This window comes from Rhodococcus sp. 2H158 (genome assembly GCF_053764755.1).
The window spans coordinates 129758-149877 of the sequence record NZ_JBSNCE010000011.1 but is presented as its reverse complement, the minus strand read 5'-3'; the positions used below and the strand labels follow the sequence as shown (position 1 = coordinate 149877).

The 20120-nt window shown below is 69.2% G+C and carries 21 protein-coding genes; 10 read left to right on the top strand and 11 right to left on the bottom strand.

The genetic code is table 11. From position 1 onward, the window contains the following. The first annotated feature begins 60 nt into the window (after window positions 1-60). Entirely contained in the window at window positions 61-711 is a 651-nt protein-coding gene (locus ACWPOB_RS13100; protein ID WP_100055515.1) for a response regulator transcription factor, read from the top strand. Between the two features lie 7 nt (window positions 712-718). Here ACWPOB_RS13100 and ACWPOB_RS13095 read toward each other — a convergent pair whose 3' ends face one another. The 7 genes from ACWPOB_RS13095 to ACWPOB_RS13065 all read right to left on the bottom strand — a co-directional run bounded on the left by ACWPOB_RS13095 (window position 719) and on the right by ACWPOB_RS13065 (window position 6449). Continuing rightward, window positions 719-1669, bottom strand: coding sequence for a PDR/VanB family oxidoreductase (locus ACWPOB_RS13095; protein ID WP_455401072.1), 951 nt, complete (start codon window positions 1667-1669; stop codon window positions 719-721). A 71-nt stretch (window positions 1670-1740) separates the two neighbouring features. Then, the gene (locus ACWPOB_RS13090; RefSeq protein ID WP_455401071.1) at window positions 1741-2505 is read right to left on the bottom strand and encodes an SDR family NAD(P)-dependent oxidoreductase; all 765 of its coding nucleotides are present in this window, start codon (window positions 2503-2505) and stop codon (window positions 1741-1743) included. A 9-nt stretch (window positions 2506-2514) separates the two neighbouring features. Continuing rightward, window positions 2515-3018 (bottom strand): aromatic-ring-hydroxylating dioxygenase subunit beta, encoded by a 504-nt coding sequence (locus ACWPOB_RS13085; protein WP_029546282.1) that lies wholly within the window; start codon window positions 3016-3018, stop codon window positions 2515-2517. Next, window positions 3011-4291 (bottom strand): aromatic ring-hydroxylating oxygenase subunit alpha, encoded by a 1281-nt coding sequence (locus tag ACWPOB_RS13080; protein WP_455401070.1) that lies wholly within the window; start codon window positions 4289-4291, stop codon window positions 3011-3013. The genes ACWPOB_RS13085 and ACWPOB_RS13080 overlap by 8 nt, the downstream gene beginning before the upstream one ends. 53 nt (window positions 4292-4344) lie before the next feature. After that, window positions 4345-4845 (bottom strand): nuclear transport factor 2 family protein, encoded by a 501-nt coding sequence (locus tag ACWPOB_RS13075; protein ID WP_455401069.1) that lies wholly within the window; start codon window positions 4843-4845, stop codon window positions 4345-4347. 3 nt (window positions 4846-4848) lie between these two features. After that, window positions 4849-5211 (bottom strand): hypothetical protein, encoded by a 363-nt coding sequence (locus ACWPOB_RS13070; protein ID WP_006931798.1) that lies wholly within the window; start codon window positions 5209-5211, stop codon window positions 4849-4851. 53 nt (window positions 5212-5264) lie between these two features. Beyond that, entirely contained in the window at window positions 5265-6449 is a 1185-nt protein-coding gene (locus ACWPOB_RS13065) for an acyl-CoA dehydrogenase family protein (RefSeq protein ID WP_455401068.1), read from the bottom strand. A gap of 154 nt (window positions 6450-6603) precedes the next feature. Here ACWPOB_RS13065 and ACWPOB_RS13060 point away from each other — a divergent pair, with 154 nt between their 5' ends. The 3 genes from ACWPOB_RS13060 (at window position 6604) to ACWPOB_RS13050 (ending at window position 10118) form a co-directional block, all read left to right on the top strand. Continuing rightward, on the top strand, window positions 6604-8073 hold the full coding sequence (locus tag ACWPOB_RS13060; protein WP_455401067.1) for a PAS domain S-box protein: 1470 nt from the start codon (window positions 6604-6606) through the stop codon (window positions 8071-8073). A 219-nt stretch (window positions 8074-8292) separates the two neighbouring features. Further along, window positions 8293-8991, top strand: coding sequence for a response regulator transcription factor (locus tag ACWPOB_RS13055; protein ID WP_100055509.1), 699 nt, complete (start codon window positions 8293-8295; stop codon window positions 8989-8991). A gap of 23 nt (window positions 8992-9014) precedes the next feature. Next, entirely contained in the window at window positions 9015-10118 is a 1104-nt protein-coding gene (locus ACWPOB_RS13050; protein WP_455401066.1) for a sensor histidine kinase, read from the top strand. Between the two features lie 27 nt (window positions 10119-10145). On the opposite strand, the gene ACWPOB_RS13045 is transcribed toward ACWPOB_RS13050, so the two are convergent. Further along, window positions 10146-10760, bottom strand: coding sequence for a DUF2202 domain-containing protein (locus tag ACWPOB_RS13045; RefSeq protein WP_455401065.1), 615 nt, complete (start codon window positions 10758-10760; stop codon window positions 10146-10148). Window positions 10761-11023: 263 nt separating this feature from the next. On the opposite strand from ACWPOB_RS13045, the gene ACWPOB_RS13040 reads away from it, so the two are divergent. Together ACWPOB_RS13040 and ACWPOB_RS13035 are read left to right on the top strand one after the other, a co-directional pair. After that, window positions 11024-12454 (top strand): DUF1254 domain-containing protein, encoded by a 1431-nt coding sequence (locus tag ACWPOB_RS13040; RefSeq protein ID WP_455401064.1) that lies wholly within the window; start codon window positions 11024-11026, stop codon window positions 12452-12454. 59 nt (window positions 12455-12513) lie between these two features. After that, window positions 12514-12801 (top strand): hypothetical protein, encoded by a 288-nt coding sequence (locus tag ACWPOB_RS13035; RefSeq protein ID WP_455401063.1) that lies wholly within the window; start codon window positions 12514-12516, stop codon window positions 12799-12801. Here the strand turns inward: ACWPOB_RS13035 and phoU are convergent. Further along, complete coding sequence (gene phoU / locus ACWPOB_RS13030; RefSeq protein ID WP_100055505.1) at window positions 12752-13423, bottom strand: phosphate signaling complex protein PhoU; 672 nt, start codon at window positions 13421-13423, stop codon at window positions 12752-12754. The two genes, ACWPOB_RS13035 and phoU, sit on opposite strands and share 50 nt — an antisense overlap. A 107-nt stretch (window positions 13424-13530) precedes the next feature. Continuing rightward, window positions 13531-15318, bottom strand: a complete 1788-nt coding sequence (locus tag ACWPOB_RS13025) for a thiamine pyrophosphate-requiring protein (protein ID WP_455401062.1) — start codon at window positions 15316-15318, stop codon at window positions 13531-13533. A 158-nt stretch (window positions 15319-15476) separates the two neighbouring features. Between ACWPOB_RS13025 and ACWPOB_RS13020 the strand changes: the two genes are divergently transcribed. Together ACWPOB_RS13020 and ACWPOB_RS13015 are read left to right on the top strand one after the other, a co-directional pair. Next, window positions 15477-15968, top strand: coding sequence for a metallophosphoesterase family protein (locus ACWPOB_RS13020; protein ID WP_455401061.1), 492 nt, complete (start codon window positions 15477-15479; stop codon window positions 15966-15968). An 81-nt stretch (window positions 15969-16049) separates the two neighbouring features. Then, window positions 16050-17348, top strand: a complete 1299-nt coding sequence (locus tag ACWPOB_RS13015; protein WP_455401060.1) for an alpha/beta hydrolase family protein — start codon at window positions 16050-16052, stop codon at window positions 17346-17348. 42 nt (window positions 17349-17390) lie between these two features. Here ACWPOB_RS13015 and ACWPOB_RS13010 read toward each other — a convergent pair whose 3' ends face one another. Further along, window positions 17391-18095, bottom strand: a complete 705-nt coding sequence (locus ACWPOB_RS13010; RefSeq protein WP_455401059.1) for a GAP family protein — start codon at window positions 18093-18095, stop codon at window positions 17391-17393. 107 nt (window positions 18096-18202) lie between these two features. Between ACWPOB_RS13010 and ACWPOB_RS13005 the strand changes: the two genes are divergently transcribed. Beyond that, window positions 18203-19411 carry a sensor histidine kinase gene (locus ACWPOB_RS13005; RefSeq protein ID WP_455401058.1) on the top strand — a complete coding sequence of 403 codons (1209 nt, stop codon included), beginning with the start codon at window positions 18203-18205 and terminating at the stop codon, window positions 19409-19411. Next, on the top strand, window positions 19408-20049 hold the full coding sequence (locus ACWPOB_RS13000; RefSeq protein WP_455401057.1) for a response regulator: 642 nt from the start codon (window positions 19408-19410) through the stop codon (window positions 20047-20049). The genes ACWPOB_RS13005 and ACWPOB_RS13000 overlap by 4 nt, the downstream gene beginning before the upstream one ends. Window positions 20050-20120: the final 71 nt, after the last annotated feature.

The following is a 20120-nucleotide window of genomic DNA, read 5'->3' as shown; positions in this document are numbered from 1 at the left end:
CGGGGACAATGTCGGGAGCCAGGGGCACGCCCTGGCTCCCGAATCCGGAGGTGAAGAGCCATGGCGGAGAGTGCGGACGACCTCCGAGCCGAGACGACGGTGTACGTGGTCGACGACGATCTCGAACTGTGCGAATCCGTCGACTGGTTGCTGGAGAGCATCGGGATCAGACCGGTGATCTGCCACAGCGGTGAGCAGTTCCTGAACGCCTACGACGGGAGCCGGCCGGCCTGCATCGTCCTCGACGTGCGCATGCCCCGCATGAGTGGGACACGGTTGCAGGAGAAGCTCAACGAGTTCGCGCCGCACGTGGCGATCATCTTCGTCTCCGCCCACGGTGACATCCGGATGTCCGTCTCCACCCTGAAGGCGGGGGCTCTGGACTTCCTCGAAAAGCCCTACGATCCGCAACGGCTGCTGGACGCCGTGCAGGCCGGGGTGGAGAAGGCCCGGCTCCGCTTCACCGATCATGTCTTGCGGGAATCGGTCCGGAGCAAGGTCTCGTCCCTCACGCCGCGCGAGCGTCAGATCCTGGCCCTGGTGGTCGAAGGCCTACCCAGCCAGAACATCGCCCGGAAACTCGGCATGAGCGTGAAGACCGTCGACGTCCATCGTGCTCGCATCAAGAGCAAGACGGACGCCGACAGCATCAGCACCCTCGTGCGGGACGTCCTTCGGTACGGGGTGGACGTGCCGGTCGAGGATCAGTAGTCGGGGATCAGTAGTAGTCCAGCACCAGGCGCTCGCCCGCTGCACGGGACACGCAGACTGCCATGATCTCGCCGGATTCCTTCTCGGACTGCGTGAGAACGTTGTCCCGGTGGATCGGAGTCCCTGCCAGTACCTGCATGATGCAGGTACCGCAGATGCCCTCCTGGCAGGACGTGTCCACGTCGCAGCCGTTCTCCTGGAGCACCTCGACGATGCTCCGGTCGGCCGGGACCTGATAGGTCTCCCCCTCCAGTTCGACCTCGAACGCGGAGTTCTCGGAGGCGTCCGGCAGTTCCGCCGCGTGGAAGTTCTCGAGGTGGATCGACCCGGCCGGGACGTGCCGGCCGGCGAGCGCAACGACCTTGGTCATGAACCCGTCGGGTCCGCACGTGTAGACGTGGGCGCCGGGGTCCATTCCCGCAAAGGTGGTTCCGAGGATCTCGTCCTGGTCCTCCCGGGTCACCCCCAGATGGGCACGGAGCTTCTCCGGGCAGCGATCACGCAGTAGCGGAAGGAAGGCGGCTTCCTCCTCGCTGCGCGCGAAGTAGTGCAGTTCGAAGCTGATGCCGTGGACGTCCATGTAGCGCGCCATGCTCAGCATCGGGGTGATGCCGATGCCGGCGGCGACCAGGACGTGGTGTGTGGCGTCCGTCGCGATGCTCAGCAGGTTCCGCGGGGAGCTGATCCGGAGAACGTCGCCCACGCCCAATTCGTGGAGGGCGGCCGAGCCGCCGCGGGAGTTCTCCTCGCGCTTCACCGCGAAGGCGAACGAATCCTGCGCGTCGGGCGTGCTGAACAGCGAGTACTGGCGGGTGATCGACGTGGGTCCGACGACATCGATGTGCGCGCCCGGCAGATACGTACCCAGTGGCGTCCCGTCGGTCTTCGCCAGCCTGAACGATCTGACGGTGGGTGATTCCTGAATGATCTCGGCGACGGTGACGTCGATGAGTGCCATGTCCGTTCTCCTCGTGAATTTCTCCGGACGGAAAACGCCGACCGGGGCCCTCCCGGACGGGAGGACCCCGCTCAGCGGAGGTACAGCCCGCCGTTGACGTCCCAGCAGGCACCTGTGACGAAGTAGGCGTCGTCCGAGGTGAGCAGCCCGACCATGTCGGCCACGAACGACGGACTTCCCAAGCGGCCCACCGGAATCCCGGCGACGATGCCCGCGAGCCTGTCCGGGGGCACCGTGGCCCGCACGACCGGGAGGTCGTGCGGCCCGGGAGAGATCGCGTTCACGGTCACTCCCCGGCCGGCCAGCTCGCGCGCGAAGACCTTGGTGGTGGTCAGGATCGCTCCCTTGGAGGCCGCGTAGTGGCCACCGGTTGCCGTCCCTCCGTTCTGGCCGGCAAGTGAGGCCATGTTGACGATCCGTCCGAAGCCCTGGTCGGCCATGGCCGCGCCGAACACCTGGCAACCGAAGAAGATGCTGTTCACGTTCGTCGTGAGGACACTCGTGAAGTCCGCCTCCGCCAGGTTCATCAGATCCGCTGCCTGCGTGACGGCAGCATTGTTGACGACGATCGTGGGGATGCCCCAGATCTGCCGGCATGTCGCCAGGGCCTCCTCGAATCCGTCCTTGCGACTGACGTCGAGCTCGAGGCCGCGTGCGGTCGATCCGTCGGGGGACAACTCCACCGCGAGGGCTTCGACACCGGCCGTGTCGATGTCGGCGAGCAGAACCCTTCTACCGTCGGCGTGGAGTTTCCGGGCAATGGCGGCACCCATACCTCCGGCCGCGCCGGTGACAACGGCGATACCCGGCCCGGTGCCGGTGGACTGAGAGATCACATCGGCCCCCTACAGCAGGTAACCCGAGGCGCTGACCGCGTCCTCGCTGTCGATGAGCCGCACGACCTTGAGTGAGATTCTGTCCCCGTCCGCTCCGAGAACGATCCGGTGGGTCAGCTCGGCGCCGAGCGTCGTGAATTCGTTGCGCTTGAACGCATTGAGGATCTGGGCCGATCGGAGAGTGACCGAGGTGTCGGTGATTTCCTCCACGGTGAACCGCGAGACGATCCGCACGGTCCGGGCCGCGGCCACCGCGGAGGGCGAGTAGCCCTGCATCATCCGCTCGACGCGCAGGTGCCGCATGCGCTTGTCGTCGTAGACCATGTTCAGGCCTGCGGCGAAGTCGTCGGTGTCCGGATCGATGGGAATCACGTAATGTGCGTCATCCGTGTACATCTGCTCCCAGGCCCGATAATCCTTGGCATCGAGGACCTGAGCTTCCTTCCAGACGAGCTCGATGGCCCGGAGGGTGCGGGAGTCCGTCAGGGTCGGCATCGGTACGACCTCAGTCATTGCTCATCATCTTCTTCCACATCGCGTAGGCTTCCCGCATCCCCGTCTCGTCGGTGACATGAGAGGTGGGCCAACCTTCTTCGGTCGTGTACTCGCGTCCCTCGCCGCGGTTGACGAGGATCGGCATGTTCGGATCGCCGCCGGCGCCGATCTGCACCCGGATCCACCCTTCGGCGTCGTCGGGGCTACCGAAACCGAACGGCCCCTGGAAGTGCTCGTGGATCCTCAGTCGCTCGCGGTTGACGCTCTCGGGCCCGCCGTCCATGCCGAGGGCCATGTGCCAGATCTCGGTCTCGTCGACGGAGAGAGGGATCAGGACGCGGAAAAACGACGACGACATCGCGACGTTCGGGAAGGTGTTGAGGTTGAACCCGCAACCGTGCATGGAACGCATATAGCGACGGATCCGTTCGGAGCTTTCTCCCGCGGCGGCGAGTTCGTCGACCAGATGCTGGAAGCGGGGCTGGATCTCCTCCGTTCCGTCGTCCACATCGAGATCCGTGTGGGCCGCGGCCATGATCGCGACGCTGTGCCCGTTGCCGAGGGCGTGGGTCTCGGCCGCGGGGTCGTCCATGAACGACATCATGTCCGCCGTCTCGGCGTCGACCGAGGCCATCCACGACTTGTGCACCATCGGGAAGTGGTACCCGTCCGTGGTGTTCTCGAGCTGGATCTTCCAGTTCCCCTTGAACCGGAACTTGTGAACGCCGAGCACCTTGGTCGGAAATCCGTTGCTCTGCTTGAAGAAGCGCTCCATCCAGATCTTGGCGTCGCCGAGGAAGTCCTCGAGCGGCTCGACGTCCTGGTTGAAGGTTGCCCAGATCATTCCCAGGTAGCTCTCGGTGCGCAGCGTCTGGAGCGGGAAGTCCTTCTTGTCCACGACGCCCTCGTAGCCGTCCGGGTAGGGAATGCCGCGAAGACGTCCGTCGAGTGCGTAGGACCAGTTGTGGTACGGGCACGTGAAGCCGTTGGCCTTGCCGCTGCGCTGGTCGCACACCGTCGCCCCGCGATGCCGGCACCGGTTCAGCAAAGTGTTGAAATTGCCCATGCGATCCCGGGTCACGATGACCGGCTGATCTCCGACCTGGGTGGTCTTGAACGAGCCCGCCTCCGGGATCTCGCTCTCGTGTGCCACCCACACCCAGGTCTTGTAGAAGATCTTCTTCATCTCCTCCTGGAAGATGTCCGGATCGGTGTACAGCCTGCCCGCGACCCGGTCGTGCGCGACGAGGTCCGCGTAGGTGCGTGCGGTGGGTTCTGCTGTCGTCGTCATGTCTTTCCTTCGTTCGTGAAGTGCAAGGGCGGGCGTCACCGCGGGGCGATGCATCAGATCCGTTGGGCCATGGCCTCGGCGGGCAGCGGCGCGGCGAACATCCGGCGGGTGCAGAACCGGCTCATGCGAGCCGCCGTACGTCCCCCTGTCCGGTCCAGGTCGAAGTCGATCGTGAGCCGGGCGCAGAGAATCTCGGCCGTTCCCGTCGCATAGAGCGACAGTTGCTGCATGATCCACTGCCCGCTCGCACGGTTGCCGTCGAGACGGATCTGCTCGCTCCCGAGGAGGTGCACGTTGCGGAGGAAGTGGTCGGCCGGCGGCAGGTACCGGGACACGAGGGCCACGATTTCGCTGCGGCCCCGGGCGATTCCGAATTTGCCGGCGTACTCCGGACCCAGTCCTTCCCAGGTCGCGTCGGCGGTGAACAGGATGCCGAGCTGATCCGGGCTCTGCAGCGGGCCGGGCACGTCACACAGGTCCAGGTAGCGGGCGAGACAGTCGCGGACGGCCTCCTTCGCCTCGACCACCTCGAGACGGTGCTCCGTGTCGGTCACGGATCAGACCCCGACGTCGGCGCGGATCGTCAGCTCCCGGCCCATGCGAGCCTCGATCTTGAAGTACTTCCAGAGGGCGTACTCGCCGATCATCGTCGTCCGCAACAGGTTGCACGCGGCCCGCACGGTTTCCTGGTCCTTCACGTCGGCCAGGACGTAGCAGGTCCAGGGCCAGCCGTCGGACGGGCCCACCATGTGGGCGTCGTCGTCGAACGTGCCGATGACATGGATGCCGTCCATGTTCGCGAGATTCGAGAGCATGGTGGAGATGCCGACCCACACCGGGCCGATCTCCGCCTTCGGCAGGTCGAAGAAGTTCTGGTTGTTGCCGATGCAGAACAGGGTGCGCAACGGTTCGGCGGTCATGGGGGCGTCCTTTCGCTGGAAGGCAGGCACTGGTCTCGAAGATCACGCCCCGGTCAGGGGAAACTGGGGATCCCGGGTTCCAGGCCGAGGAGAACGGCTCCGGCCGCCTCGAAGGTGTTGGTCTGAAGCATGGCGTGCTGAGCCGGGACGAGAGCGTCCCGAAGGTAGCGCTGCAGCGGATGGCTCTCGTAGATCGCCCCGGTGCCGGCCAGGTCGAAGGCGGCGAGCACGACGTTGCGGCCGACGTGGGCGGCCTGGGTTGCTCCCAGGCGGAGCAGGGCCGTGCACTCGTCGGTGATCTCGTCGCCGCGGACCGCCAGGTCCCACACCTCGTCGGTGATCTCGTAGAAGAAGGCCCGAGCGGAGCGGAGATCGGCCTCGGCGCGGGCCAGCCCGGTCTTGTACGCGGGACGGTTTCCCTTGCTGTCACCGCCGGTGATGCTGGATCGGACCGCTCCGACCTCGTGGACGTAGTCCAGCGCGCCGCGGGCGGCGCCGAGAGTCACCACCGCCAGCACCTGGGCGGCGTAGGCGAGCGACGGATACCGCGTGAGCGGCTCGTCGATCAGGGGAGCGCCACCGCGGACGAACGTCATCTCCTCGGGGACGAAGAGCCGGTCGGCCTTCACTGCGTGTGACCCCGTCGCCTTCATTCCGGCGACATCCCAGTTCTCCACGATCTCCACGTCGGCAGGGTCCACGAGGGCGGTCAGTGGCTTGCCGTTCGTTTCCGGGCCTCCGGCGAGACCGATGCCGAGGATGTCGGCGCCCAGGCATCCGCTGGCGAACTGCCATAGCCCGCTGCACAGGTAGCCGCCGTCCACCTTCTCGGCCTTCTGCATGGGGAACAACCCGCCGGCATAGGCGACGTCCGGGCCCTCGGAGTAGATCTTCTCCTGGGTTTCGACCGGCAGGGCCGCGAAGTACACGAGTGAGGATCCGAAGCTTGCCACCCACCCGGTGGCCGGATCCACCGCGGAAATCCGCTCGACCTGCCTCATGAAGGAGGAGGGGGCCATCGGTTCTCCGCCGAACTGTGCCGGGGTCGACGCGCGGTAGAGTCCGGCCCGCTTCAAGAGCGCGATGAAGTCCCTCGGCACGAATCGTTGCCGGTTGAACTCGTCGCGCCGGTCCAGCAGCACGGCGAGGGCGTCCTCGAAGGCCTTCTCCCGGGCAGGGCCCACCGCTGCCGCCTGCACTGGTTTCATCGTGCTCCGGATCGCCATCGTCGTCTCCATCCACCTCGTCGTGTCGCGCTGAGGAAAACGCTAGGAAAGGTTCGGACGAGGCGGTATCGGGATTTCCTCCGCCGGTCATAAAGCATTCCCCTATGGTCGATCCGCCGATCGTGGGTCGACAATGAACCGTCACGGCACCCGGAGGTGAGGATCGATGTTCCCGACAGGCCGCGACTTCCAGGAGATGGTGGAGAAGACGGAGACAGGGATTCTCATCCACGAGGCCGCGTCCAAGAACATCCTCTGGGCCAACCCCGCCGCGTGCCGGATGTTCGGTTTCACGCTCGACGAACTGCGACCGTTGAAGGCCCACCACATGAGCAGCCAGGAGCGTCAGTACCGGCGCTCGGTCGGGGTGGCGTGGTTGCAGGACGCGGTCGTACACGGCTCGAGCCGCAGACAGTGGAAGTACCGGACCAAGGACGGTCAGGACTTCCTGGCAGACGCGGTCGCCTCGCTCCTGACCTTCCAGGACGGGCAGGTCGTGATGGTCGAGTTCCGCAACATCGCCGAAGAGGTGGAGCTCCAGGAGGAGCTCAGCTGGGTGTCGCAGTCCCTACAGCGCATCATGACGCACACGTCGGCGGGCATCGTGGTGCTCGACGAGATGAACTGCATCGAGGACATCTCGCCGCTCGCGGCCCAGCTCTTCGGCAGAACGCCGGACGAACTGTCCGGTGTGTACCTGGAGGATCTGGGCCGGTGTGAGCCTCGCCTGACCGCCGAGCCCGTCGTGGCCAAATTGGACGCGGCGGCCGGGCCGGTGGGCATCATGCAGGAGATCGAGAAGAGCGACGGAAGCACCACCTGGCTGGCCGGCTTTCTCGAGGCCGTGGTGCACGACGGAATGACGTCCCGGGTGCTGACGATCCGTGACGTGACGGATCGCGTGGAGTGGGAACGCCGCCATGCGTATCAGGAGGCCAACCTCCAGTACCTCAGCCGGTACAACGCGATGGGTGACATGGCCATGATCCTCGCTCACGAACTCGGGCAGCCCCTCGCTGCCTCGACGAACTATCTGAGCGGCCTCAAGGCACGGATCTCCGACCGATCCCTCGACCCCGAGGCCCTGAGCTACGGGTTGGACAGGATGGAGAAGCAGCTCGGCCGGGCGGCGGAAATCGTGTCCTCCGTGAAGCGCTACGTGCGGCGGATCGAGAGCACCAAGGCTGCCATCGACCTCAACGAAACGGTCGAGGAGAGCCTGTACTTCGTTCGTTTGCGGGCAGCCGAGCGGGGAGTGCACATATCGATCGACAGGTCCCGTTCCCCGTTGCCGGTGGAAGGAGAGAGCGTGCTGATCGGGCAGGTGGTCATCAACCTCTGCTTCAACGCGATCGACGAGATCGTGTTGCCCTCGACTTCCGTCAAGGAACTGACCGTCCGGACGGACCGGCGTGGTGAGTGGGCCTGCGTCTCCGTTCTCGACCAGGGACGAGGCATGGACGGTGCCTCGGGAAACCGTCTGGCCTCCGGGGCCTTCTCGGCCAAGCAGGACAGTTCCGGGATCGGCCTGATCATCTCGGAGCACATCGTCGAGCGACACGGGGGCAGCATCCGGTACCTGCCCAACGACCCACAAGGTACCGAGGTCCGGATGTGCCTGCCCCTCTCCGAATAACTGCGCCCCACCTCCGAGGGGCAGCCCCGGGTGATGCGGATGTGCGCACCCACCGCAGGAAGCGCCGGGGACGGGGCGTCCGCGGGTCTGTGCAACGACAACTCCGCGGTGGGCTGCACGGCTGGACTACCCTCGGTCTGCCCGTCGAACACCTCGACGGACATCCCTGTCCACACCAGCCCGTCGCCCGGTCGGACCGGCGGATCGAAAGGGGAAACGGTGCCCCGCAGCGTCCTCGTCGTCGACGACGAACCCCACATCCGTCGCGTCCTGCGCGGCTACCTCGAGGCGGACGGCTACGACGTCATCGAAGCCGCAACGGGCTCGCAAGCGCTGACATCGGTGCAGTCCCGCCGCCCCGACCTGGTGCTGCTCGACATCCGCCTTCCCGACCTCGACGGTCTCGAGGTGCTGCGCAGGATCCGCGGATTCTCCGACGTGTACGTCGTGTTGGTCACCGCGCGCGCCGAGGAGGTCGACAAGCTGGTGGGTCTGGCGGTCGGCGCCGACGACTACATCACCAAACCGTTCGCGCCTCGCGAGGTCGCCGCCCGCGTCCGTGCCGTCCTGCGCCGCGCCCGAGGCACCGACGGTGGGACCTCACGCGTGGTCGTCGCCGGTCTGACCGTCGACCCCGACACCCGGGAAGTGACGGTCGACGGCACTCCCGTGGAACTGTCCGCGCTCGAGTTCGACCTGCTCCTGGCCCTGGCCCGGGCGCCGGGCCGGGTGTACTCGCGCCGGCAACTGCTCGAGAAGGTCTGGGGCGGCGACTTCTTCGGTGACGAGCGGGTCGTGGACGTACACATTCGCAGCATCCGCCGAGCGCTCGGTGACGACGCCACCGCCCCCCGCTTCATCGGGACCGTCCGCGGGGTCGGCTACAAGTTCGTCGCCACGGCCGGGGCCGACCGGTGAACCTCGGCGGTCCCCGGTTTCCCGTGCCGAGCCTGACGACGCGGCTGTTCGTCTCCCATCTGCTGGTGGCGGTGGTCGGAGCGCTGGTCACCTTCGCCGTCGTCCGTGTCGCGGCGCCGGCGTTGTTCGACGAACGCGCCCCCGGCCCCGGCGGCGGCCGCAACCGCACGAACGGGTCTTCTCCGTTGCGCGAGGTCGTGGCCGATGCCGTGACGACGGCGTTGCTGCTCGGGGTGCTTGCCGGGGTGGTCGCGGCCGCCGCGCTGGGTCTGCTGGCGTCCCGGCGCCTGCTGCGGTCGCTGCGGTCGGTGCGCTCGGGCACCCGGGCGATCGCCACCGGTAACTACCGGCATCGCATCCCGGTGCCGCCGGAGGTCGAACTTGCCGCGGTCGCCACCGATGTCAACGATCTCGCCATCCGCCTCGCCGACACAGAAGCCCGGCGGGTCCGGCTGCTGTCGGAGGTGGCGCACGAGATGCGCACCCCGTTGACCGTGATCGACGGCTACGCCGAGGGGGTCCTCGACGGTGTCTTCGCACCGGCAGAGCTGGTCCAGATCGAGACCGAGGTGGGCCGGCTGCGCAGGCTCGCCGATGATCTGTCCACCCTGTCCCGGGCGGAGGAGGGCCGTTTGGAGCTGCACCCGGCCGACGTCGATCTGTCCGGGCTCGTCGTGCAGGTCACGGGCCGGCTGCGCCCGCAGTTCGACGATGCCGGCCTGACCTTGACCGTGCACCCGCCGTCCCCGCCGGTCGTGGTGTGGGCCGATGCCGACCGGATCACGCAGGTGCTGACCAATCTGCTCGGCAACGCCCTCGCCGCGACGGAGACCGGCGGCGTGAGCATCGACATCACCGCCGGTCGAGACGTCGCCACCGTCACCGTCACCGATACGGGCGAGGGACTCGACCCGGACGATGTGGAACGGATCTTCGAGCGCTTCTACCGGGTCCCGTCCCGGCGCCGGGGCGAGCACGATCTCGGCTCCGGCATCGGCCTGACCATCAGCCGGGGCATCGCCCGCGCCCACGGCGGCGACCTGTCGGCCGACTCTCCCGGCCGCGGTCACGGATCACGGTTCACACTGCAGTTGCCCACTCGAAGCGACCACCCGATCCGACGCTGACACACCCGCGCCTTCCGCGGCCGTGCGTTACTCCGAGTGCTGCGGCCCCTGCCCGTGTCCCTGGCCCTGCCCGTGTCCGCCGGCCGGCTCCTCGCCGGTCAGGGCTGCCCGGAAGGCCTGCAGATGGTGCTCGGAACCGGTGCGCAGCTTGCCGTACAGGCGGTCGATCGCGTCCTCGTCACTGACCTCGATCGCGGTGGACAGTTCGGCGATATCGGCGGCCTCGAGTTCGGCCCCGACCGCGTACGCCTCCTCGACCGAGGTCAGACCGCGGGCGAGCCAACCGTCGTAGGCGCTCTGCAATTGAGGGTCGGCGTAGGTTCCGGCAGCGAGCCCGGCCGACGGATCGTTCACACCGTACCGACCGAGCAGAGCGCCGACGGCATCGTAGTGACGCTGTTCGCTGGCGGAGATGCGCTCGAAGATCTGTGCCCCCCACTTCTGTGCGAACTGCTGGTACAGATCTCGTGCCAGGCGTTCCTCCTCCCGCATCACCACCAGGTCGGACTGCTCCTGTGTGGACAGCGCACCGCCCATGCCCTCGTCCGGCTCCTGGGCTGTCGCGACGGCCGTCCCGAATCCGGCGATTCCGAGCGTCGCCCCTGCCGCGAGTGCGGCCACTGTCTTTCGCCAGGTGTTCATCACCGGCACCACCTTTCTCTCCCCACCGAGTCAACGCACCGTCGGTGAAGGGTTCCCGTCCCGATGTGTGAAGCTTGTGTGAGAGGAGCAGATCGACGCATCGTTCGGCGCCGAACGTGGAACCGTCCACCGCAGGGACGGGTTCGGGAGATGCCGGTGCCTTCGGCTTCCGCTGGGGGCGAGCTATGGGCTTTTGACCCTAGAGAGCCGGTGATGTGATTCGTAGCGTCGGAGTCGGCGGCATCGTGACGAGGAGGCTGGCGATGACTGATACGACGGCGACCCCCATCCCGGCCGGCATCGAGTCGCCCGACGAGGTTCACACCCGGTTGGGCACGTTGCGGTTCTTCGACGGCGTCCCGGACGACGCGACGGTCCGGACGTTGTTCGACAACCTGGACTTTCAGCGCGCCGTGCAGGCGTACCTGCTGGCTCTGCCCGCGCTGAACATGGCGGCGATGCGCAAGGCCCTGTTGAAGTGGGGCCCGGTGAACTCGACGGCGTACGTCTTCGAAGACCTGATGCACCCGTGCACCGTCTGGCTCACGGCGAACACGAGTACCTCCTACACCGCCATCTGGATCGACCTGCGCGACGGTCCGCTCGTGGTCGAGGCGCCGCCCGGTGTGCTGGGGGCGATCAACGACAGTTGGGGACGCTGGGTGGCCGACGTCGGCTTGTCCGGCCCCGACAAGGGCAAGGGCGGCGCCTACCTGCTGCTGCCCCCGGGCTACGACGGTGAGGTCCCCGACGGCTACTTCGTGGTGCGGACCGACAGCTTCGGCATGGTGCTGTTCGCGCGGGGCTTCCTCGACGAGCACGGCGATCCCCACCCCGCCGTCGAGGTCGTCAAGGCCCGGACCCGGGCCTACCCTCTCGCCCTCGCCGACCGTCCACCGTCCATGCGGTTCGTGAACGTGTCGCCGGAACCGATGGTCGGCGTCCCGCCCGCCGACTTCCGGGCGTGGGAGATGCTCGACGAGGTGGTGCAGTCCGAGCCGGCCGAGTCGTCGGATCCGCTCACCCTCGGATTCTTCGCCTCGATCGGCATCCGGCGCGGCAGGCCGTTCGACCCCGACGAGCGCATGCGGGCGATTCTCACCGAAGCCGCTGCGGTGGGCGACGCCACCGGTCGCGCCCTCACCTACCGGTTCAGGGAGCCGGCGGCGTACCGCCACCCGGGCAGTGCCTGGCGCGCCATCTTCCTCGGCGGCCACCGGTTCGAGGAAGACGGGGTCGCCCTGCTCGACGCTGCCGCGCAGTTCAACTTCTCGGTCATCGGCATCAGTCCGGCAGAGGACGTCGAGAAGATCGGCGCCGGCTCCCAGTACGTCGTCGCCTGTGTCGACTCCGAGGGTGCCCCGTTCGACGGCGGAAGCGCCTACCGGCTCCGCGTCCCTGCGGACGTTCCGGCAGCCGATTTCTGGTCGGTCCTCGTCTACGACACCCAGACCCGGTCCATGCTGCAAACCGGACAGGAGTGGCCGTCGGTGACGAGCCAGGACCGGGACTTCACCACGAACGAGGACGGCTCCGTCGACGTCCACTTCGGTCCCGAACAGCCCGAGGACGGCCACAACTGGATCCAGACCGTTCCCGGCAAGAGCTGGTGGGCCATGTTCCGGCTGTACGGTCCTCTCGAACCGTGGTTCGACCGGACGTGGCAGCTACCGGACATCGAGCGACTCGCGTAGCGGCGCCGACGCGCTCGCCTCGAGTAACGTCATGACCGGTGAGCCCAGGAGGTGCACCCATGACGACCTTTGCCGTGACCGGCACCGGCGACGGGCTGGATGTCACCGTCGACGGCACGACCCACCGCCTCGGCGTGGAGGACGCGCGCCGGCTGGCACACCGGATCCTCGACGTCGTCCACGCCGCCTATCCCGAGCGCACGGGCAAGGGGCTCGACTCGTGGCCCACGGAGCGCTTGGAGGAGTTCGTCGCCGACCTCGAACAGACCGTGAACCCGGACCGGCCCGGGCACATTCTCAGGGCCGCTCGGGTGGAGCTGGATCGTCGTCGGGGCGACGCCCGGTGATCAGGAAGATGACCCGTTCGGCCACGTCCACGGCCTGGTCCCCGAAGCGTTCGTAGAAGCGTGCCACCAGGGCGAGGTCGACGGCGGGCGTCACGCCGTGCGTCCACGCCGGGTCCCGGAGCGTCTCGAGCAGACGGGCGTGGACGGCGTCGAGTTCCGCGTCGGTGGTCCGGACCCGAGAGACCAGCTCCAGATTCGGCTCCGCGAAGACGTCACACAGTCCGCGCGCCATGCCGGCCGTGAGTTCGCCCATCCGGGCGATGTCGTCCCGGACCTCGTCGGGGGCGAGTTCTCCGGGGGTGCGACGCCGGGCTGCCCGCGCGATGTGCAGGGCGAGCTGGCCCATCCGCGCCAGGTCGCTGCTCATCCGCACCGCGGAGAACACGAACCGGAGATCGCCGGCCACCGGATGCTGCAACGCCAGGATCGCCACGGCCCGCTCGCTGCACTCGGTGTGCAACGTGTCGATGTCCTCGCTGAGATCGAGCGCCTCCTCGGCCGCGGCCACGTCGCCGTCGAGCAGCGCACGCGTCGCCAGCTCCAGGGCCTTCGCCGCGAGCTCGGCGAGACCGCGGAGCCTGCTGGTGAGGTCGCGCAACTGTTGATCGAACGAAGCCCTCATGTCCACCGATCCACTGCGCTGTCCTCCGTTGCCGTTACGGGGGGCATACCCGGAAGCGGCCCCGTCGACGCCCGGTGGAGGCCCTTCGGGCCGGGGAACCGCCGCCGTCAGTTCTCGGCCTCCTGCTCGCGCTGCCGGCGCAGCCGCTGTGCGGCCGTGTGCGCGCCTTCCCGCTCGAGGGCCTGGAGCATCTTCTCGACCTTGTCCGCAGAGGCGCGCGGCGGCAGCAGCGGGGTAGCCGGATCGACGACCGCCTGGATCAGCACCGGACGGTCGGCGGTCAGGGCGGTGTGCCACGCCCCGTCGACGTCCTCGGGGCGATCGACCCGGATGCCCTCCAGGCCGAGCAGTCGGGCGTAGTCGGCATAGGGGAAGGGCGGGACGGCCTGCGAGGCGGGGATGCGGGCGTCGCCCTCCATTTCCCTCTGCTCCCAGGACACTTCGGTGAGGTCGCCGTTGTCGAGGACGAGGACGGCGAAGCGCGGATCGGCCCAGTCGCGCCAGCGGTGGGCAAGGGTGATCAGCTCCGAGATGCCGTTCATCTGCATGGCGCCGTCCCCGGCCAGGGCGATCACCGGACGATCCGGATGGGCGAGCTTGGCGGCCAGTCCGTACGGCATCGCGGACCCCATCGATGCGAGCGTGCTCGACAGGTGCGCCGGCACTCCCGGCGGCAGTCGCAGGAAACGCGCGTACCAATACACGACCGAACCGACGTCCACCGCCACCTGGGCGTCCGCCGGGAGCTGGTCGGACAGGGCTGCGACGACAGCCTGCGGATTGAGGACGACGGCCTGCGGATCGAGACCGTCCGCGGGCTCCGCGCACCGTGCGGCGGCGATCCGCCGCCAGTTCCGGACCATCTGCTCGACGTCGCGGCGCCACGGTCCGGCGGTCCGGTGCAGCCGGGGCAGCAGGGCGCGCAGGGTCTCGCGGGCGTCCCCGGCGAGGGGCACCTCGACGGGATACTTGGCGCCGAGGTTGCGGGCGGCGATGTCGATCTGGACGGCGCGTGCCTGTCCCGGGGCGGGATAGAACTCCGTCCACGGATCGTTGCTGCCCACGATCAGCAGGGTGTCGCACGCGGCCGTCAGGTCCGCAGAGGCGGTCGTGCCGAGGTGTCCCATGACACCGCAGGCCCAGTCCCGGGACTCGTCGATCACCGGCTTGCCGAGCAGCGACGTCGTGACGCCGGCGCCGAGCAGCTCCGCGACCTCGCCGATCTCCGGGGCCGCGCCGTATGCGCCCTGGCCGACGAGCAGCGCGACCCGTCGCCCGGCGTTGAGCACGTCGGCGGCTCGGTCGAGATCGGCGTCGGTGGGCAGCACCCGCGGGACCGCGACCGTCGCGGCGCTGGGGACCACGCCGTGGGCGTGCTCCTCCTCGGCGACGTCGGCCTGCTGCACGTCGTGCGGGACGATCACACACGTCGGGCTGGAAGTCGCCCGTGCGGTGCGGAAGGCGTTGTCGAGCACCGCGCCGAGTTGTTCAGGGGTATCGAGGGTCTGCACATACTGGGCGCACACGTCCTTGAACAGCGTGGGCAGCGCGACTTCCTGCTGGTAGCCGCTGCCCTGGGCCGTCGTCACCACGTGCCCGACGATCGCCACCACCGGTTTGCCGTCCAGCTTGGCGTCGTAGAGGCCGGTGAGCAGATGCACCGCCCCGGGGCCCTGGGTGGCGAGGCACACCCCCACCTCCCCGGTGTATTTCGCGTGCCCGGTGGCCATGAAGGCCGCCATCTCCTCGTGCCGGGCGGTGACGAGCTCGATGTGCTCGGCCGCCCGATCCAGAGCGGCCAGGATCGGGTCGATCCCGTCTCCGGCGTAGCCGAAGACGCGGTGGACGCCCCAGGCCCGGAGCCGGTCGACTATCCCGTCGGCGACGTTGGCCATGGTGTTCCTCCCGGTGGCGCCCGGCATCCGCCGCGGGCGCCCTTCGTCGTGTCCTCCGGTGCCGGGTGCCCGGTGGGGGACGGGCGAAACCTCGGCGCCGAGCGCGACGAGAATCGTTCGGGGGCGGCGCGGTCCGTCCCGGGCGGCACACTGGTCGCATGAGGTTGCTGCTGCTGGCCGACACCCACATCCCTGCGCGTGCGAGGGACCTGCCGGCCCGGGTGTGGGCGGAGGTCGACCGCGCCGACGTGGTGCTGCACGCCGGCGACTGGGTCGAGGTTGCGTTCTTCGACGCCCTGTCCGAGCGGGCCGCCCGGTTGGTCGCGTGCTGGGGCAACAACGACGGTGCCGAGTTGCGGCGCCGGATGCCCGAGACCGCGCGCGTGACATTGGAGGGTGTGCGCTTCACCGTCGTCCACGAGACCGGAGCCTCGGCAGGCCGGGACGGGCGGATGTCGGCCGCTCATCCCGACACCGACGTCCTGGTGTTCGGGCACAGCCACATTCCGTGGGACACCACCACGGCGACGGGGCTGCGCCTGCTCAACCCGGGGTCACCGACCGACCGTCGGCGCCAACCGTTCTGCACCTTCATAACCGCGACCGTCGCCGACGGCGGACTGCACGAGGTGGAACTGCACCGCCTGTGACGGGCGGAAGTCGTATATCGAGCCGAACGACCGGTTCGGGCGTACGGTGGGTGTGCCCCGCCACCGCCCGAGGGAGCCCACATGCCTGCATCCTTCTTTGCGCATCCGCACCAGGCGTTCACCGCAGGTTTCTACCGCGACGAGGACTTCGACTTCGATGTCCGGTTCCTGCTCGGCCAGGCCGTGCACGGTGCGGCGGACGTGGGGGAGGTACTCGCCACCATCGCCCCGCTCGGCGAGAAGGATCACGAGAAGTGGTTCGAGGCCTGGGTGGCGCTCGGCAGTCGCGTCCGGGGGCTCGCCGATGCCTCCGCCGAGGCCGGGCACGTCGTCAGCGCCGCGGGCGCATACCTGCGTGCCGCAACGTATTTCGCTACCGCGGTCAACTCCGTGGACGGTCTGGCCGACGACGGCCCGCTGCTGCCGACGTTCCGGCAGCACCGGGCGGCGTGGGACCGGTTCGTCGAGACCACCCCGCACCCGGCCGAGCGGGTGGACATTCCCTACGAGGACGGCTTCCTGCCGGGCTACCTGCTGCGGCCGCTCGGCGAGGAGACCCGCGAACCACGCCCCACCCTGATCCTGAACAACGGCAGCGACGGGCCCATCAGCAGCCTGTGGACCGCCGCCGGGGCCGGGGCCCTCGCCCGCGGCTACAACGTGCTGTTCTTCGACGGTCCCGGCCAGCAGTCCATGCTGTTCGAGCGCGGCGTGCCGTTCCGGCACGACTGGGAGGCCGTGATCACGCCGATCGTGGACTTCCTCCTCCGCTACCCGGAGGTCGACGGCTCGCGCATCGCCCTCTACGGGATCAGTCAGGCCGGATACTGGGTTCCGCGCGCACTGGCCTTCGAGCACCGGATCGCGGCGGCAATCGCCGATCCGGGGGTGGTCGACGTGTCCGCGTCGTGGCTTGCCCACATGCCCAAGAACATGATCGAGTTGCTCGAGAAGGGCGACCGGGAGAAGTTCGATCGCGACATGGCCTTCGGCATGCGGCTGTCGGGCCGGCTCGAGCGCACGTGGCGGTTCCGGGCCCGCCCCTACCGCAGGATGGACTCGTACTTCGACACCCTCACCGAGGTGCTGAAGTACCGGCTCGGCGATCTCCCCGAGTCGATCACGACGCCGCTGTTCGTCACCGACCCCGAGGACGAGCAGTTCTGGCCCGGCCAGTCCCGGCAGCTCGCCGAGCGGCTGCGCGGGGCGAAGGAACTCGCGTCGTTCACCGCGGCGGAGGGTGCCAACTTCCACTGCCAGCCCCTCGCCCGCAGCCTCACCGACCAGCGAATGTTCGACTGGCTGGACACGGTGCTGGCCGACCGGGCCCGCGTCCGGGCAGCCGACGGCGCGTCGTCGCGTGAGGTGGCGGACGGCTGAGCGAGGTGGCCGCCGGGCAGGAGATCCGGCCCGGAGACCTCCTCAGCCCGCGAGGAACAGGGCCGCCGCCGCATCCCGCGCGATCAGGAACCCGGCGATACCCAGCACCCATCCCAGCGCCGAGTCGGCGTGCCGGGCGGTGAAGTCGTCGAGACGTCGCAGCAGCGGCTCGATCCGCCGGTGCACGACGAGCCGGCCCACCACCAGCAGCAGGGCCGGCAGCACCATCACCGCGCAGTACCCGGCGAGCAGGCCGGCGCCGGTGGCGGCGGGCAGGCCCGTCGCCACGATCGTCCCGATCGCCGCCAGGTACGGCAGCATCGTGGCGACCTCGGCGGTCCCGGCACCGAGCGCGAGCACTGCCACACCGGACGCCGTCCGTTGCCGCTCGAGGGCCCGGGAGCGCCAGTGCCGCAGCCGGCTCCCGCGGCCCGCAACCCGCGCCTTCCCCGAGTCGAATCGCCAGCTCACCGCGAGCAGAGCCGCGCCCACCGAGAGTTGCGCCCAGTTCCACGCCGTCGTGTCGCTCCACCGCGCGAGCGCCGCGGCACCGCTCCGGCCCGCGGACATCAGCACGAGTCCGACAACGAAGTAGAACGCGGCGATCGACAGCAGGTACACCAGCAGGCGGCGTACGGGGGGCCGGCCCGGCGCGGTGAGCAACCACAGCGGCACGACGAGGGTGCCGAGACTGGTGCTGTCCACGAGCGCCAGCACCGCGAGCGTGCCCGGGAGAGCGAGGTCCATGGCTCGATGCTCGGCGGTCGCCGCACGCGTGTCGTCGGTCTTCGGAACGAGGCGGGGTCCTCCGTCGGGAGGACGAACCGGCCGCGCCGCTGTGCTGTGATGAACGGGTGCCGCGTTGGTCGTCTCTCTCCGTCACCGCGCAGGGCTGGTGTATCGCGGTGGCCGAGTTCCTGCTCGGGCTGCTGTTGCTGTCCGCCGGTCTGTACGAACTCGCCCCCGTCAGGGTGGACGCTCCGGCGGCCGTGCGCATCGGCCTGCTGGCGGCCGTGTGCGGCGCAGCGGTGCTCCGGGCGCGGCGCCCGGTGGCGGCGCTCGTGCTCGGTGCGGTGCCGCTGGCCATCGACCTCCTGCTCGGGCCGTCCCTGCCCGTGTGGCTCGTCTACTCCGACCTGCTCTACGCCGGCGTCCGCTACGGCACCGAGCGGCAGGCACGGGCGCTGCTCGGCCTCGCCTCCGCGCTCTCCGCGGCCTGCTTCGGGGTCGTCTACGTCGTCACCGGGAACTGGCAGCTGCTGGTGCTCACGGCGATTGCGCTGTCTGCGTTCGTCGGCACTCCGCTGTGGTGGGGGCGTGCGGTCCGGTTGCACAAGGACATCGCCGACGCCGAACGCGCCCGCGCCGAGGCCGTCACCACGATCGCCGAACTCGACCGGCGGGCTGCCGTCGCGGCCGAGCGCAACCGCATGGCCCGCGATCTGCACGACGTCGTCGCCGGGCACCTGTCGGCCATCGCGATCCAGTCCGAGGCCGCGCTGGGCCTCTCCCGCGATGCGTCGTCGCCGACGGCCCGCCGGATGGAGGCGCTGCACGCCGTGCTCGAATCGGTCCGGAGCAACAGCGTCGACGCGCTCGAGGAGATGCGGGAGATGATCGGACTACTGCGGGACCGGCCCGTCCTCGGCGAGACGACCGCGCCCGGGCGGCTGGCCCAGCTCGGCAAGCTCGTCGACTCGGCCCACGCCGGGGGCACCGTCGTCCACGTCCGCCGGTCGGGTCCGGGGCGGCAGCTGCCCGTCGCCGTCGACCACGCCGCCTATCGCATTGTCCAGGAGGCCCTGACCAACGCCGCCAAGCACGCGTCCGGCGTCCCCGTCGAGCTGTCGCTGGACGCGCACGGCGACCGGTTGGAGGTGACCGTGCGCAACCCGCTCCCGGACGGGACGGTGGCCGCGCCGCGCACGCCGTCGGGCGGCCGGGGCCTGGCGAGCATGCGGGAACGCACCGAGCTTCTCGGCGGCCGGTTCCGGGCGGGTCCGTCCGACGGGGCGTGGGTCGTGGGGGCGTCGCTGCCGCTGCGCCCGGGAGTGCCGTCGTGATCCGGGTTCTGCTCGCCGACGACCACGGTGCCATCCGCGCGGGGCTGGCGATGATCCTGTCCGCGACATCCGATCTCGAGGTGGTCGGCGAGGCCGCCGACGGCGACGTCGCCGTGCGTCAGGTGCGGGCGCTGCGGCCGGACGTGGTGCTCATGGACATCCGCATGCCGGGCACCGACGGCATCGAGGCCACCCGCCGGATCCGCGAGACGAGCGATACCCGGGTGCTCGTCCTCACGACGTTCGACGTCGACGAGTACGTCCTGGGGGCGCTGCGCGCCGGCGCCGCGGGGTTCCTGCTGAAGTCGGCCTCCGCGCAGGAACTGACCGACGGTATCCGGCGGGTGGCCCACGGCGACGGCGTGCTGTCCCCGCAGGTGACCCGCACCGTCATCGCGGGCCTGGCCGCCGGTGCCGCCGAACCGGTGCCGCCGCCGAGCGGCGTGGACCTGCTCACGGAGCGGGAACGCGAGGTGCTCGACTGCCTCGGTGAGGGCCTGGCGAACCAGCAGATCGCCGAGCGCCTGAACATCGGCGCCACCACCGTCAAGACCCACGTCTCCCGGGTCCTGGCGAAGCTGGGGGTGGATTCGCGGTTGCACGCCGCGTTCGTCGCCCGGCAGATCGCGGGCAGGTAGGTCGTCTCCTCCGGAAGGAGGACACCCGGTCCGTCGGGTGGCCGACGCGCCGGCGAGCGCCTCGCGTCAGG